This window comes from Bacteroides sp. 90-K9/2 (assembly GCF_047310725.1).
Taxonomy (GTDB): Bacteria; Bacteroidota; Bacteroidia; order Bacteroidales; family Bacteroidaceae; genus Bacteroides; species Bacteroides vicugnae.
Genome location: NZ_JBCGVL010000001.1, coordinates 963,385 through 979,730, shown reverse-complemented (window position 1 = coordinate 979,730; position 16,346 = coordinate 963,385). Strand labels below are relative to the sequence as shown.

Genomic DNA, 16,346 nt, shown 5'->3' with positions numbered 1-16,346 from the left:
TATTTTTTTAGTGCTTTTACCGTTTATTTGTCAGCGCAGCAATGATATACTTTCCTGGTGCTCCAATTTTGCTCCATGACGTATTTGAAAGTAGTTTCCATATCTGCGTGCCTTTTCTGCCATAATCCGATAGCCGGAGAATCGTTTGTTTCTCTTTCTGGTCAGTCACTTTATGGTTGTTCAGGCTCTCCATCAATCCTGCTATGTTGTGTGTAGCCAGATTGTAGGCATACCCCGGAATTTCAATCGAAACAACGTTGTTTTCTTCTTCTTCATGATTTAGTTTAGTTTGGTTTAGTTTAGTTTGTCGGGAAATGTCTGCATTTTCTGAACTCAACTCTTCTTGAGTCGATAAAATGTCTACATTTTCCGGGTTCGTATCCTCTTTTTGTTTCCCGTTTTTTGGTTTGCTATCTAACAAATAAGGTAATTGAGAGAAATCAATTTTCCTGCGTACCGTAGCTTCCAGCCAGACTTTTTGAATTTGTTTCGAAGTCAAAACTCCATACCGGTCGTAAGTCTCTTTATGAAAGAATCCCTTTTCCAGCAATAGTTCAACAATTTTTTCCATCATATCCTCTTTGATTCCTCCACCAATTTTACGGATAAAAATCAGACTTTGTTCTTTTCCCCAAGAGATATAATACCCTTCTTTATAGATTTTGCAAAGTAATCTCAATACGATGTAAGAGGCTAACATTCCATATTTGGCTTCTAATAATTCCATGACTTCTTCATCGAAAAAGTTTGCAGGTGTCGGGAAATAAGGTATCCCTTTGTTAATCATACTCATTATTCAATCTTTTTTATTGTAAATTACACAATCGCTTTCCATTCGAGCAGGTTTCCAATCATAAATCTTCTCCATGCATGTTGTTCTGTACTCCAATAGACGATGGACTCTTGCCTTGGCGTGTTTTGATACTCTCGATGAAAGACTTTTTCGTATCCTACCAACGTGCCTTGTTCCATGCAGAATGTGCCGTCTTGTTTATAAAAAGCTATCATGGCATTTCCATACTGCATGCGTTCTATCAATTCTATGCACTTTTGCACTATTCTTTCAGCATATTTTTCCGAGAATCCTTTTTCGGATACAATACGTTTTTTCCATACTAATTTGCAAGATGCAATCTTGCTTTTGTCGATTTTTCTTTTCATTGAAAAATAATTAAAATTAAAAATGCGTGTTTAGTGAAGTGAGAATACTTCCTGAAAGATAGTGACGCTATATGGGGGATATAGTGACGCCATCTCAACCGGATAGCGTCACTATTTTTCTGGGATATAATTCTCTGTTTTTAGCCGGCTTAAAACGGCGTCAAAAGTAGAGCTTGCATTTTACCTGCACAATTATTTTTGTCAATACCTGTTTGATACTTTCTCTTTCGTCTGTCTTTCTTCCTCTTCCAACTGTTCCCGTTTGGCTCTTCTGATAACAGATAATTCTGTTTCTATACTGCTGACTTCCATTAGCTTATAACCTCCATGCTTGGGTATGTATAATATTTCTTTCTCATAGATATGTTCAGCTAAATCTTTGAGTTTTTTGGAGTAGTTGACATGAGTTTCTCCTTCCTCAAACTTGTGTAGGTATACCGCCAGCAAAGCTGTTGGATCTCCGGTGAGCCCGCCTCTTTTTTCTAGTTCATCCCTACTGATAATTTCCCCTTTCTGATGTGCTCTTCCCTCTTTTTTCTGGTTTTGAGCACCGTTTTTTACTTGTGTTTTAGACTCTCTGTGATTTGTTTTTTTACTAGCCATAATTTGCTGATTTTAACAAAGTTAAAAATGATGAAAAATAAGACTACATCTGGTAAGTACGTGTCAGGTATGCAAAAAGATTTGTTTTTTTGCCGCTTGCCAAATGGTATATATATAAAATAACTAGTGATGCAAATGATGAACAAAAATGGATTTAGCCGATGTGCAGAGTTCTACATCGGTCGTTTGCGGAAGGAAGGGAGGCATTCTACAGCGCATGTCTATAAGAATGCTATTTTCTCTTTTAGCAAATTTTGTGGCACGTCCCATGTGTCGTTCCGACAGGTCACCCGCGAACGTTTACGACGTTACGGGCAGTATCTTTATGAGTGTGGTTTGAAGCCTAATACGATTTCTACGTATATGCGTATGCTTCGTAGTATTTATAACCGGGGAGTAGAAGCGGGTAGTGCACCTTATGTGCCTCGGTTGTTTCATGATGTTTATACGGGAGTAGATGTTCGCCAAAAGAAAGCTTTGCCTATCGGTGAATTACGTAGACTTCTGTATGAGGATCCCAAATCGGAGCGTTTGCGTCGAACGCAGGCTATTGCTGCCCTGATGTTTCAATTCTGTGGAATGTCATTCGCGGATTTAGCTCATCTGGAGAAATCAGCTTTAGATCAGAATGTGTTACGGTATAACCGTATCAAGACCAAAACTCCGATGAGTGTGGAAATACTTGATACTGCAAAGGAAATGATTAACCGGCTTCGTAGTAATCAGGATTCTCATCCTGATTCTCCGGATTATTTGTTTGATATTCTTAGTAGTGATAAGAAACGGACGGATGAAAGGGCTTATCGGGAATACCAGTCTGCCCTTCGTCGATTCAACAACCGTTTAAAAGACTTAGCGAGAGCTTTACGTTTGAAATCTCCTGTCACTTCTTACACACTTCGCCATTCTTGGGCAACGACCGCGAAGTATCGGGGAGTATCGATTGAAATGATTAGTGAATCATTGGGACACAAATCTATAAAAACCACACAAATCTATTTAAAAGGCTTCGGGCTTAAAGAACGTACAGAGGTAAATAAAGGGAATTTATCTTACGTGAGGAACTGTTGTGTAGACAGATGGTAGATATATAAAATATTGATAATCAGAAGTAAAATATGTGTGTTACTTCTTAGGTAACAGAACTTAAATTTGACGCAAAGATAGGCAAAAACACGAATAGTAAGCAAATATTCTTCCACTTTTTTTCGTTTTATCTAAAACATAGAGCAAAAAATTGTCTGAACATGAAATAATCTTATTTCCATGCTCTATACTTTTTCATTGCCTAATTCAATAGTTTTCCTATTGAATATTAGGCTTTTCCATTTTATACGCCTTTGTCATGTGTGTGATTTCTATTCTCACTGTAGTATGCGTTTCGTGTATATATTGTCTGTTACCTAAGAAGTAACGGAATAACATGGGGTAAAAAAGTATGATTTTAACAAAACCGAAATCAGTAAATGCCGGGTCTAGTAGTGGGACAGGGGAAGGCGTAGCACACTCAAAACGCTGGTATGTAGCACTCGTTCGAATGCATCACGAGAAGAAAGTTGCCGAGCGTTTATCTAAGATGGGAATTGATTCTTTTGTTCCCGTTCAGCAGGAAATTCATCAATGGAGCGACCGTCGTAAGATGGTTGAATCTGTTCTTCTTCCAATGATGGTATTTGTTCATGCTGATCCATCTGAACGTAAAGAAGTTCTAAGCTTTTCTACAGTGAGCCGTTATATGGTGATGCGTGGAGAAAGTACTCCGGCAGTGATTCCTGATGAACAGATGGCTCGTTTCCGTTTTATGCTTGATTATTCAGAAGAAGCTATTTGTATGAATAGCTCTCCTTTGGCACGTGGCGAAAAAGTTCGTGTTGTGAAAGGACCTTTGACTGGACTGGTTGGTGAATTGGTCAGTGTTGATGGTAAAAGTAAGATTGCAGTTCGGTTGAATATGCTTGGCTGTGCCTGTGTAGATATGCCTATTGGTTATGTTGAATCTGCAGACATTCATGTGGGCTAATTTTTCTAATTTGAATTGATCGATGAAAATACAAACGCTTTTTCGTACTTTTCTTCTATTTTTGATACTGGGAGTTTTTTCTCCTTTAATGGCTCAAAGCATGAGCGACTCCCAAGTTCTTGAATATGTAAAGGATGGCATCCGCCAGGGTAAAGAACAGAAACAACTAGCCTCCGAACTGGCACGTAGAGGTGTGACCAAAGAACAGGCAACGCGTGTGAAGCAACTATATGAGCAGCAAAACAATGTCAATGCTTCCAATGCAACAGGTACCGATGTCAATGAATCACGCCTGCGTGAGGAAATGAAAGAAAATACTTCCGATATGCTGGAAGACCACCCGAGCACTCAAGACCTCGCACGTGGCAACCAGGTTTTCGGACGAAACATCTTCAACACCCGTAATCTGACTTTTGAACCCAGCGTCAACATCGCCACTCCTTTAAGCTATCGTCTGGGTCCCGGTGATGAAGTGATTATCGACATCTGGGGAGCCAGCCAGAACACTATCCGTCAGCATATTTCTCCTGACGGCACGATCAACATTCAGAAAATAGGTCCTGTCAACCTGAACGGACTAACCATTGCTGAAGCCAACGACTATCTCAAAAAGACATTAAACAAGATATATAATGGTCTTAATAATACGAATGATCCCACCTCTGACATCCGTCTGACTTTGGGTAGCATACGTACTATCCAGATCAATGTAATGGGTGAGGTTGTCCAACCGGGCACTTACTCCCTCTCTTCTTTTGCCACAGTTTTCCATGCACTTTACCGTGCGGGTGGAGTCAGTGACATAGGAAGCCTTCGCAATGTGCAGCTGGTACGTAACGGCAAAAATATCGCCACGATCGACGTCTACCAATTTATCATGAAAGGAAACATTCAGGATGACATCCGGCTTCAGGAAGGCGATGTAGTGATTGTCCCCGCCTATGACGTATTGGTTAAGATCGACGGAAAAGTGAAACGCCCAATGCGTTTCGAAATGAAAAAGGATGAGAGTCTATCCACTCTTATCAGCTATGCCGGTGGCTTTGAAGCCGACGCCTACACCCGTTCCTTACGCGTCGTACGCCAGAACGGACAGGAATATGAAGTAAACACGGTCAAAGACCTTGACTATAGTGTCTATAAAATGCGAAACGGTGATGTTGTGACCGCCGAAGCCATCCTTAACCGCTTCATCAATAAACTTGAAATCCGTGGAGCCGTTTATCGTCCCGGCATCTACCAGCTGAATGGAAAACTGAATACAGTCCGTGAACTGGTAAACGAAGCTCAAGGCCTGACTGGTGATGCCTTCTTAAACCGTGCTGTTCTCTACCGCCAGCGTGAGGACTTGACTACCGAAGTTGTTCCAGTAGACATTAAAGCTATCATGGACGGTACTTCCCAAAACATCATTCTGATGAGAAACGATATCCTTTATATTCCGAGTATTCATGACCTGGAAGACAGAGGCAATGTCGTAATCCATGGTGAGGTAGCCAAACCGGATTCTTATCCTTATGCGGATAACATGACCCTTGAAGACTTGATTATTCAAGCAGGTGGATTGCGTGAAGCCGCTTCTGTAGTCCGTGTAGATGTATCCCGTAGAATTAAAAATCCTCGTAGTACAGTAGACAACGATACTATCGGCCAGATATATACATTCTCCCTGAAAGAAGGTTTTATTGTAGATGGAACTCCCGGCTTTGTCCTTCAACCTTATGATGAAGTTTATGTACGTCGTAGTCCGGGTTATCAGGCTCAACAGAATGTAGTTGTTGAAGGTGAAATTCTGTTCGGAGGTTCTTATGCTATGACCAGCCGTGAAGAACGTCTTTCGGACTTAATCAATAAAGCGGGAGGTGCAACGAATTATGCCTACTTACGTGGTGCCAAATTGACTCGTGTGGCTAATGCGAGCGAAAAGAAACGCATGGGTGATGTAATCCGTTTGATGAGCAGACAATTGGGTGAGGCTATGATGGATTCTTTGGGTGTTCGTGTGGAAGATACCTTTAGTGTTGGTATTGACTTGGAAAAGGCATTGGCTAACCCTGGAAGTACAGTAGATATTGTCTTGCGTGAGGGTGATGTGATTTCTATTCCAAAAAATAATAATACGGTTACGATTAATGGCGCTGTAATGGTCCCGAATACAGTTTCTTATATGGAAGGAAAGAATATAGATTATTATCTGAATCAAGCGGGAGGTTATTCTGAAAATGCGAAGAAGAGTAAGAAATTCATCGTTTATATGAATGGTCAGGTAACGAAGGTTAAAGGTAGTGGTAAGAAACAGATTGAACCAGGTTGTGAGATAATTGTGCCTAGTAAAGCTAAGAAGAAAACTAATATTGGAAATATCTTAGGTTATGCTACTACCTTCAGTACTTTGGGAATGATGGTTGCCTCTATTGCTAACTTAATAAAGAAATAACGAATCCCTTTTATGGCTACTCTGATGGAACATGCGTCTGAAAAAGAAATAAAACAACAACAGAATATTCACAATGATGAGGAGATTGAAATCGATCTGATGGATCTTCTTCGTAAGGTTATAAGCATTCGTGAGAAAATTTATAAAGCTGCTGGCATTGGTTTGGTAATTGGCGTTATTATAGCAATCAGTATTCCTAAACAGTACACGGTTGAAGTGACTCTTTCTCCAGAGATGGGAAGTGCTAAAGGTGGTGGTCTATCTGGTTTAGCAGCCTCTTTTTTAGGAAGTGACGTTTCTATGGGAGATGGTACTGATGCATTGAATGCTTCCTTATCTGCTGATATTGTATCTTCCACTCCTTTCTTATTGGAACTTTTCACAATGAAAATACCTGTATCGAAAAATGAAGTTATGACATTGGAAACTTATTTAGATGAAGAGTCTTCTCCTTGGTGGAGCTATGTAATCGGGTTTCCTGGAATGGTAATTGGTGGAGTAAATTCCTTGTTTACTGAGGAAGATGAAATTACATCTTTCGGTAAAGCGAATCAGGGTACAATTGAATTATCTAAGATGGAGTCTATGAAGATTGAAATTCTAAAGAAAATGATAACTGCTTCTGTAGATAAGAAAACATCTATGACTTCCGTAACTGCAACTTTTCAGGATCCTAAAGTTGCTGCAGTCGTAGCCGATTCTGTAGTGAAGAAATTGCAGGAATACATAATAGACTATCGTACTTTCAAGGCAAAAGAGGATTGTCTCTATCTGGAGAAATTGTTTAAAGAACGTCAGCAGGAATATTATGAAGCACAGAAAAAATACGCCGATTATATGGATTCTCATGATAATATCATTTTGCAGAGTGTTCGTACTGAACAGGAACGTTTACAAAATGATGTGAGTCTTGCTTATCAGGTATATAGTCAGGTTGCCAGTCAGCTTCAGATCGCTAGAGCCAAAGTTCAGGAGGAAAAGCCTGTATTTGCAGTTGTAGAGCCTGCGGTAGTGCCATTATATCCTTCAGGAACTAGTAGGAAGTTATATGTTTTAGCTTTTGTTTTCCTATCAGTTTGTTTTGTTGTATTATGGAATTTATTCGGAAAAAATCTTCTGAATAAGTTCAAAGAAGTATGTGCCTAAAATCAATCTTTAATATGATATGGTATCAACCACCAGTCAAATCAATAAATTTATAGAATTTGTAGCAGTTCTGGGAGATCTGATCATTCTGAATTTGGTATTGTTCTTTCTCCTTTTCTTTTGGGAAGAAGTATTTGTCTCTTTACCTTTTTCTTGTAGGGTTTCATGGATGATGACTTCGCTAAGTCTCTGTTATCTGGCCTGTTCGGGCTCCCGTGGAAGGGTTTGGGACAGTCGGGGAATTCGTCCTGACCAACTTGTGTTGCGTGTATTGAAGAATATTGTTGCTTTTTCCATCTTTTGGGCATGTATCATGACTTTTAGTGGAATCTCTATCTATTCTCCTCTTTTCTTTGTCGCTTATTTCTCTTTCCTCTTTGTCATTTTAAGTATTTATCGTATTATTATCCGTCATTTCCTGATAGTTTATTGTGCTAAGGGCAAGCATAGGCGTTATGCTGTTTTTATAGGAGGAGGCAATAATATGCAGGTTTTGTATGAGGAGATGGAGAATTCTCTGGCGTTTTCTCTATATGAAGTCGTAGGCTATTTTGATATTAAACCGAATGACACCCTCTCTTCGCAATGTTCTTATTTAGGTAATCCTGACGCTTTTTCAGATTTTATGTCTGCACACCCAAGCATCAAGCATGTTTTTTGTTCTTTGTCGATGGAGGAGGGGCGTTATAATTTTTCTATTATGAATCACTGTGAGAACCATCTTCTTTATTTTCATGGTGTTCCTAATGTATGTAAAGGTTTTCCTCGTCGTATCTGGCACAGTATGGTTGGTAATATGCCTATCTTGAATCTGCGTTATGAGCCTTTGAGTAAGATGGAGAACCGTATATTGAAACGGATATTTGATGTTGTTTTCTCCAGTCTTTTTTTAGTTACTATTTTTCCTTTTATCTATCTTATAGTAGGAAGTATTATAAAATTAACTTCTCCCGGTCCTGTATTCTTTAAGCAAATGCGTACAGGTTTGAATGGTGTGGATTTTGTGTGTTACAAATTTCGATCCATGAAAGTGAATGATGAAGCTGACAGTAAACAGGCTACGGCTGATGATCCCCGTAAAACTCGTTTTGGGAACTTCCTTCGCTGTTCTAATATTGACGAACTTCCTCAGTTTATCAATGTCTTTAAGGGTGATATGTCGATAGTAGGTCCCCGTCCTCACATGTTGGCTCATACGGAGATTTATGCCCGGTTGATTGATAAATATATGGTGCGACATTTTATAAAACCTGGAGTAACCGGTTGGGCTCAAACGCATGGTTTTCGTGGTGAAACGAGGGAACTTTCACAGATGGAGGAACGTGTTAAGGCTGATATCTGGTATATGGAGCATTGGACAATGTTGCTTGACTTATATATTATTTATAAGACTATAGCAAATGTGATTGTTGGAGAAAAGAATGCATATTAATGAAAAATAAAAACGATCGAGTAGCTTTAAAATAGTAAATATATGTTTACTATCTTCTTTAAAGCATAAAATGAGATGTTTAAATAACTAAGGGAGAGATTTTAGAGGAATTTATAAATGAAAATGCACTTAATAAAATTAAAATTGTATTCCAGTTTTACTAATGGATGTACACGCAGTATTACTGTAAAAAAAAATATTGCAGGAGCATTGGTGTTGAAGTGTATTAGCATTTTGATTTCATTGCAAGTCGTACCATTAACTATTGATTATATCAACCCAACAAAATATGGAATTTGGCTGACATTAAGTTCTATTATTGCTTGGTTATCTTATTTTGATTTAGGCTTTGCACATGGATTTCGTAATCGTTTTGCTGAATCAAAGGCAAAAGGAGATATAAAATTAGCAAAAGAATATATCAGTACGACATATATTGTATTGTTCTTATTGTTTTCTTTTATATTATTGATAGTTTTGATAGTGAACAATTTTTTGAATTGGAGTAGTATTTTGAATATAGCTCCAGTTTATAATAATGAACTACATATTGTTTTTGGGTTATTAGCTTGTTTCTTTTGTTTGAATATTGTAGCAAGTGTTTTTACAACAATGTTGATGGCAGATCAGAAGCCGGCATTGGCTGCGCTTGTACAGACAGGGGGGCAGGCTTTTGCTTTTCTCGGTGTTTATATTTTGACGAAAATGACTTCTGGAAGTTTAAGTGCTTTAGCTGTAACTTTTGCAGGAGTTCCTTGTGTGTTGTTGATTATATTTTCTATAGTAATGTTTAATATGAGAAAATATCGTTCTATAGCTCCCTCTATTCATTGTGTCCGGATTTCTCTGACTAAGAATATTTTAGGGCTTGGAGGACAATTCTTCGTCATAATGATATCGATGTTATTTATCTTTCAGTTTATTAATATTATACTATCAAGAGTGGAGGGACCTGATGCAGTTACCCAATATAACATAGCTTACAAGTACTTTAATGTGCTTAATATGGTGGCTACGATTATTCTGACTCCTTTTTGGTCTGCTTTTACGGACGCTTACGTAAAAAAGGACTATGAATGGATGCGTAGAGCATTGAAGAAGTTGGAATGTATGTGGTTATTGTGTATTCCTATTCTATGCATAATGATCTTATGCTCAAGCTTTTTATATCGATTGTGGATTGGTGATTCGGTATGTATTCCTTTATCTTTGTCTTGTTGTATAGCCGTTTATGTTTTGTTTCAGACGGGAGGTAATGTGTATATGTATCTTATTAATGGGACAAGTAAAGTTCGGCTTCAACTGATAGTTTATGTATCTGTTGCTATTGTATCTGTTCCATTGATGAATTTGTTTTGTCATAGGTATGGTATAGAAGGTATTTTGATTGTACCAACGATTACATTTGGTATACAAGCTTTAATTGGAAAAATACAAATATCGAAAATTATTAATCGTAAAGCAAGAGGCATTTGGTTGAAATAGAATAAACAAAGAAAATAGTTTTTATGCGGTGTAACTTTAGTTTCACTGTGTAAGGTATTTGATTTTTATGTATCTATTCATTTGAATAGTGGTAAATAGCTAGATTTATTTTATTAAATATCTATTATTATATAGGCATTAATTCTTTTTATAATAATGAAGAAAGTTTCAATTATTATTGCAACATATAATGCAGTAAAAACGTTGCATGTCGCATTGAATAGCGTACAGAACCAAAATTTTCTAGATTGGGAATGTATTATAGTTGATGGGGCGTCAAAGGATGGCACAATTGAAGTTGTTAAATATTTTTCAGAAAAAGATTCACGTTATCGTTGGGTATCTGAACCAGATGGAGGGGTATATGATGCTTTTAACAAAGGGTGGCGAATGGCTAAAGGTGAATGGGTTTATTATTTAGGTGCTGATGATGAACTTTTGCCTAATACTTTTAAAAGTATTTTTGAAAAACAGATAGAAGATTGTGATGTTATTTATGGCAATTATTTGACAAACTCTCAAGGAAAAGTAGAAATCATAAAATCTCATAGTAACCCCTCATTTCTTAGGAAAAACAATACAAGCCATCAAGCTGTTATTATGCGAAGAAAAGTAATAGAAGATCTAAAAGGATTTGATGAGCGGTATAATTTATGTGCTGATTATGATATATTGGTTAGAGCATATTTGAAACCATATATATTTAAATATGTTGATATTGACTTTGCTATTTTTACAATAGGAGGAATTAGTTCAAAAAGCTTGGGGACTGAAAGCTGGAATATTAGGAGAAGGAATAAAACTGTTAATTTATTTGTAAATACTTGGGTGCTGTTAAAGAGATTGCTAGTTCATTGTTTACATAATGAATGAAAGTAATATTATGAATATACAATATATAAGAAATTGTTATGGCTGTGGCCTTTGTGCTATAGCCTGTCCTAAAAGAATTATTAATATTGAATTGAATAACGAGGGGTTTTATGAGCCTAATATTACTGATATTACTGATTGTTTAGATTGTGGACTTTGTTGTGAAGTATGTGCTTACACTCATAAAGAGTTGAGTTTACAATGTAGAACACCAAAATCTTATGCTGCATGGAGTAATGATTCTATAATACGTAGTGAGTGTAGTAGTGGGGGGATTGGTTTTGAATTAGGGCGTACTTTAATTGGTAAAGGTTATCATGTTTGCGGAGTGCGTTATAATACTGAGCTTGCTCGTGCTGAACACTATATTGCTACTACTATTGATGAATTACGACCTTCTATAGGTAGTAAATATATACAGAGCTATACAATCAATGGATTTAGCTCTATTAATCGCAAACAGAAATATCTTGTTACAGGTACACCATGTCAAATAGATTCATTTCGTCGTTATATTCGTAAATTTCATATGGAGGATAATTTTCTACTAATGGACTTTTTTTGTCATGGTGTTCCATCTATGCTGATGTGGCGAAAGTATATAACTGACGTAGAAAAAAAGATTGGTAAATTAACTTATGTATCTTGGCGCAACAAAAGGACGGGGTGGCATGATTCATGGGCTATGGCTATAGAGAGTGAGTTTAATAAAAAAATGCCAATTGGGGGTAATAATGATGTTTTAAAATATAAAAGAGAGCATTTTTTTTATTCTCGGTTGTCACAAGGTGATAACTTTTATCGTTTATTTTTGAGTGATGCATGTCTGGGTAAAGCTTGCTACACTGATTGTAAATATAAAGACTTACAGTCTTCAGCTGATATTCGTATTGGTGATCTTTGGGGAAAAACATATTCTCAAAATGAAGAAGGCGTAAGTGCTGTTTTAACTTTTACTAGTAAAGGAGATGAATTGTTGAAATGGTGTAATTGTACACTGGTTGAACACCCGTTAGAAATTGTAACAGAAGGACAAATGAAGACTTGTCCTCAAAGAGGCTATATTTATAATAAGGCAATGGCTGTGCTTATGGATGAAAATGCAACGATTAATGATGTAGCTTCTGCGATTAAACTACCATTGAAATTAAATAATTTGATGAATATACTTAAACACCCATCAAAGCTATATAGTTATATAGTAAATAGGATGAAAAAAATATGAAGATTGAAGTTATTACTTTACATGGCGTTTGGAATTATGGTAGTGTTTTACAAGCGCTTGCTACCCAGTATTTTTTTGAACAGCTAGGTTATACAGTAGAGTTTATAAACTACAAACGTAATGATTTTCGTAGTATAGGTAATTATTTATGTTATACTTGTAAAGATGACCCATTTTTGAAATCAATTCTGAAATCATTAGTTTTACTACCTACGGTAATTCATTGGAAAAGAATGTTCGGAATATTCTGTACTAGAAATCTTAATATCTCGAAGAGAGAATATATTACTAATGCTGATTTTTATGACCATACACCTCAAGCTGATATCTATTGTACAGGTAGTGATCAAGTCTGGAATAGTACGTTAAATAGTGGTACTTTGCCACATTTTTTTCTAGATTTTGTTCCTGAAGGTAAGAAACGTATATCGTTTTCGTCATCATTTGGAAAAGAACTACTCGATGATTGGGAAATAGATGAAGTACGTCGATTGCTTAATCGATATGATTATATTACCTGCAGAGAAAGTAGTGGAGTGAATATATGTCATAGCTTGGGTTTAAAGCAGGTTCATCGAATACTTGATCCTACATTATTGTTATCAAGTAAATATTGGAAAAAATTTGTTCATAGTCGTCCAGTGAAACAGAAATATCTTCTAGTTTATCAACTGCATAAAGAGGAGGGTATGGATGATTATCTTAAAGAAATCGCATATCGTTGCCAGCTTAAAATTGTTCGTGTGTGTTACCGTTACGATGAAATTCGTAAACAAGGATATCCATTATTGATACCGACCATAGATATACTTTTATCTGCCATCTATTATGCTTCGTTAGTGGTTACAGACTCCTTTCATGTAACTGCGTTTAGTACAAATTTTCAAAAAGACTTTATTAGTGTTATACCTGCCAAGCAGTTTGGAGGGCGAATCTATGATTTACTTACTCTCACTGGTCTGAAAGCTCGTGCTATTTGTCAATTTGATGATTTTTCACCTCTTGATAATATTATTGATTGGCAATATGTAGAGCGGGTATATGATATGGAAAGAAAGACAACAACTCGTTTTTTTGAAAAAATGCTTAAAGATAAATAGTAGCAATAGATATAAAATACTTCTATATATGAAACAGCAATATGATAAAATCATAATTGGGGCTGGGCTTTATGGTTTATATTCAGCACTCTTTTGTGGAAGAAGAGGAGAGAAAGTGTTGGTTTTAGAATATGAAGATATTCCCTTTAAACGTGCTACATATATTAATCAGGCACGTGTACACATGGGATATCACTATCCTCGATCTTTTTCGACGGCTATAAAATCAGCCGGTTATTTTAAGCGTTTTAATGAAGATTATGGTTTTTGTATTCTGAATAAATTTGATCAAATTTATGCTACAAGTTCTGACTTTTCCTGGAGTGATGCTAATGAATTTAGGAAATTTTGTGAGGCTTCAAAAATACGCTGTGATGAAATTTCTGTACGTCAATATTTTAAAGAAGGCTGTTGTGATGGTGCATTTTTGACGGAAGAGTATACATATGATGCAAAAATATTATGTAGATGGTATTTAGAGCAAATCGATAATTATCCCAATATTGAGATAAAGTATTCTCAACAGATAAAAAGAATCGAGAATAATGGCGATGAATATCATTTAACAATCTCTGGTGATAAAAAAGTAAGTTCTTCATTTGTGTTGAATGCAACTTATGCGTCTGTGAACCAAATTCAAAAAATGCTTGGTTTCGAGATGTTCAAAATTAAATATGAGTTGTGTGAGATTATATTATGTGATGTAAATGATAAACTTAAAAAAATAGGATTAACAGTGATGGATGGTCCATTCTTTTCTATTATGCCTTTTGGTAAGACTGGTTATCATTCACTTACTGCTGTTACATTTACCCCTCATGTTACTTGTAAGGAATCATTGCCAAGATTTGATTGTCAGGAACGTAGTGATGGTTTTTGTTCACCTATGCAATTAGGAAATTGTAATAATTGCCCTGTTAAGCCTGAATCAGCATGGCCATACATGAGTAGTTTGGCACGAAAATATATGCGAGATGATTTAAATTTTGAATTCAATCATACATTGTATTCAATGAAACCTATATTGTTGGCTTCTGAGATTGATGATTCACGCCCTACTGTGATACGTCAGTTTTCAAATGAACCAACATTTGTTAGTGTTTTGTCTGGCAAGATCAATACTGTGTATGATCTGGATAATGTTTTAAGTAATCAATAATATAGAAGTTTATGGAAAAAAAATATAAGGAAAAGAACTTCATTTCAGCCGTTGTATATTGTTATAATGATGCTTGTATAATAAAAGAGTTTATAGAAAATTTACATAAAACACTGTCGGAGATATTTTTGAAATTCGAAATTATAATTGTCAATGATTGTTCTACCGATAATAGTTCTGATATAATAAAACAATATACTACTTATAATAAAGAGAGAGTAGTAATTAGCTTACTAAATATGAGTTATTTTCAAGGACTTGAAGCATCAATGAATGCTGGCGTAGCTCTTTCTATCGGTGACTTTGTTTTTGAGTTTGACTCAATGAATCTTGATTACGATTGGTCTATGTTGATGAAAGTATACCAACATTCGTTAGCTGGTTATGATATTGTGAGTGCCAAAGTTGAAGGAAAACCACGGTTAGTATCACGAATCTTTTATAAATTGTTTAATAGGTATGCTCATTTGCAATATAAGATCGGCATGGAGTCGTTTCGTATTCTGTCTCGTAGAGCAATTAATCGTATTCATTCTATAACTCAAAGTATACCTTTCCGTAAAGCTGCTTATGCTAATAGTGGACTAGCTATTGATGTGCTAGAATATAAGCCAATTTCTAAAATATCACGTAAACCGCGTAAGGATAGTAAATCAGTTGCTATTGATTCATTAATACTTTTTACGGATGTAGCTTATCGTGTTACAATTGGTTTAGCTATTATTATGTTGTTATTGTCTGTTGGAATTGCTATTTATGCATTAGCTTATAAATTGACAGAGAATCCTGTTGAAGGTTGGACTACTACGGTTATTTTCAATTCTTTGGGTTTTGGTGGGCTTTTTATAATTCTCGCTATGGTGATAAAGTATCTTCAGGTAATTGTCAAGTTAAATTTCAGAAAGAAAGATTTTTTATTTGAGTCTATTCAAAAATTGCAGTAAATATGAAGATGCTATCAGTTGTAATACCAGCCTATAATGAGGAAGGAAATATTGAAAATACAGTGAAATCTTTTTATCGAGAGCTGACTGCAGAACATATTGACCATGAGATACTAGTCATAAATGATAACTCTCAAGATAAAACATTGGCAGTTCTTAAAAAAATGAAAGAAGAAATTCCTACACTACGATATCTAACAAATATTGCTCCAAATGGTTATGGATATGCTTGTCAAAAGGGATTGAATAATTTTATAGGTGATTGTGTAGCAATTGTGATGGCGGATTTATCTGACGAGCCAAAGGATTTGGTGAAATACTTTCGTGTCATGGAAAGAGAAAAATGTGATATGGTTTTTGGTTCTCGATGGACAAAGAAGTCGAAAGTGGTAAACTATCCTAAAAATAAGTTATGGCTAAATCGTGTTGTAAATCATTGTATTCGTTTACTATTTGGGTTTAAGTATAATGATGTTACTAATGGATTTAAATTATTTAGTCGCGAAACTATTGAAGGATTAAAACCTTTCCTATCGGGACAGTTTAGTCTAGCATTGGAATTACCACTTAAAGGAATAATTAGAGGATATTCTTATAAAGTAATATCCAATAATTGGTATAATCGAGAATTAGGGGAAAGTAATTTGAAGTTAAAGGCTATGTTTTTTAGATATACATTTATCTTGATTTATTGTATGAATGAAAGGTTGTTTTCTATGGGAGATTATAAAAAAGGTAGGTTAAATTTAGGTAGATAATGA

The 16,346-nt window shown here is 35.9% G+C and carries 15 protein-coding genes; 12 read left to right on the top strand and 3 right to left on the bottom strand.

Annotated features, from left to right (window positions below; all coding sequences use genetic code 11):
* Positions 1–16: 16 nt before the first annotated feature.
* The 3 genes from AAHJ11_RS03820 to AAHJ11_RS03810 form a co-directional block, all read right to left on the bottom strand.
* Complete coding sequence (locus AAHJ11_RS03820) at positions 17–793, bottom strand: DUF4373 domain-containing protein (RefSeq protein ID WP_148367958.1); 777 nt, start codon at positions 791–793, stop codon at positions 17–19.
* A 23-nt stretch (positions 794–816) separates the two neighbouring features.
* Positions 817–1,161: an SH3 beta-barrel fold-containing protein gene (locus tag AAHJ11_RS03815; RefSeq protein WP_148367957.1), complete on the bottom strand. Its 345-nt coding sequence runs from the start codon at positions 1,159–1,161 to the stop codon at positions 817–819.
* Between the two features lie 201 nt (positions 1,162–1,362).
* A complete protein-coding gene (locus tag AAHJ11_RS03810) occupies positions 1,363–1,764 on the bottom strand; it encodes a DUF4119 family protein (RefSeq protein ID WP_148367956.1) in 402 nt (133 codons plus the stop codon).
* A gap of 135 nt (positions 1,765–1,899) precedes the next feature.
* Here AAHJ11_RS03810 and AAHJ11_RS03805 point away from each other — a divergent pair, with 135 nt between their 5' ends.
* The 12 genes from AAHJ11_RS03805 (at position 1,900) to AAHJ11_RS03750 (ending at position 16,343) form a co-directional block, all read left to right on the top strand.
* Complete coding sequence (locus AAHJ11_RS03805; RefSeq protein ID WP_297284972.1) at positions 1,900–2,850, top strand: tyrosine-type DNA invertase cluster 3b; 951 nt, start codon at positions 1,900–1,902, stop codon at positions 2,848–2,850.
* Positions 2,851–3,202: 352 nt separating this feature from the next.
* Positions 3,203–3,784, top strand: coding sequence for a UpxY family transcription antiterminator (locus tag AAHJ11_RS03800; protein ID WP_148367954.1), 582 nt, complete (start codon positions 3,203–3,205; stop codon positions 3,782–3,784).
* 22 nt (positions 3,785–3,806) lie between these two features.
* Positions 3,807–6,221: an SLBB domain-containing protein gene (locus tag AAHJ11_RS03795; protein ID WP_297284971.1), complete on the top strand. Its 2,415-nt coding sequence runs from the start codon at positions 3,807–3,809 to the stop codon at positions 6,219–6,221.
* Positions 6,222–6,233: 12 nt separating this feature from the next.
* Positions 6,234–7,367 carry a chain-length determining protein gene (locus tag AAHJ11_RS03790; protein ID WP_148365875.1) on the top strand — a complete coding sequence of 378 codons (1,134 nt, stop codon included), beginning with the start codon at positions 6,234–6,236 and terminating at the stop codon, positions 7,365–7,367.
* Positions 7,368–7,386: 19 nt separating this feature from the next.
* Positions 7,387–8,799, top strand: a complete 1,413-nt coding sequence (locus AAHJ11_RS03785; protein ID WP_413579088.1) for an undecaprenyl-phosphate glucose phosphotransferase — start codon at positions 7,387–7,389, stop codon at positions 8,797–8,799.
* Positions 8,800–8,916: 117 nt separating this feature from the next.
* Entirely contained in the window at positions 8,917–10,284 is a 1,368-nt protein-coding gene (locus AAHJ11_RS03780) for an oligosaccharide flippase family protein (protein ID WP_148365878.1), read from the top strand.
* A 156-nt stretch (positions 10,285–10,440) separates the two neighbouring features.
* Positions 10,441–11,157, top strand: a complete 717-nt coding sequence (locus AAHJ11_RS03775) for a glycosyltransferase family 2 protein (RefSeq protein WP_148365880.1) — start codon at positions 10,441–10,443, stop codon at positions 11,155–11,157.
* 10 nt (positions 11,158–11,167) lie between these two features.
* On the top strand, positions 11,168–12,382 hold the full coding sequence (locus AAHJ11_RS03770) for a Coenzyme F420 hydrogenase/dehydrogenase, beta subunit C-terminal domain (RefSeq protein WP_297284969.1): 1,215 nt from the start codon (positions 11,168–11,170) through the stop codon (positions 12,380–12,382).
* The gene (locus tag AAHJ11_RS03765) at positions 12,379–13,482 is read left to right on the top strand and encodes a polysaccharide pyruvyl transferase family protein (protein ID WP_148365882.1); all 1,104 of its coding nucleotides are present in this window, start codon (positions 12,379–12,381) and stop codon (positions 13,480–13,482) included. The genes AAHJ11_RS03770 and AAHJ11_RS03765 overlap by 4 nt, the downstream gene beginning before the upstream one ends.
* Positions 13,483–13,510: 28 nt before the next feature.
* Complete coding sequence (locus tag AAHJ11_RS03760; protein ID WP_148365884.1) at positions 13,511–14,641, top strand: FAD-dependent oxidoreductase; 1,131 nt, start codon at positions 13,511–13,513, stop codon at positions 14,639–14,641.
* Between the two features lie 11 nt (positions 14,642–14,652).
* Positions 14,653–15,585 carry a glycosyltransferase gene (locus AAHJ11_RS03755; protein ID WP_148365886.1) on the top strand — a complete coding sequence of 311 codons (933 nt, stop codon included), beginning with the start codon at positions 14,653–14,655 and terminating at the stop codon, positions 15,583–15,585.
* 2 nt (positions 15,586–15,587) lie between these two features.
* Positions 15,588–16,343, top strand: coding sequence for a glycosyltransferase family 2 protein (locus AAHJ11_RS03750; RefSeq protein WP_148365888.1), 756 nt, complete (start codon positions 15,588–15,590; stop codon positions 16,341–16,343).
* Positions 16,344–16,346: the final 3 nt, after the last annotated feature.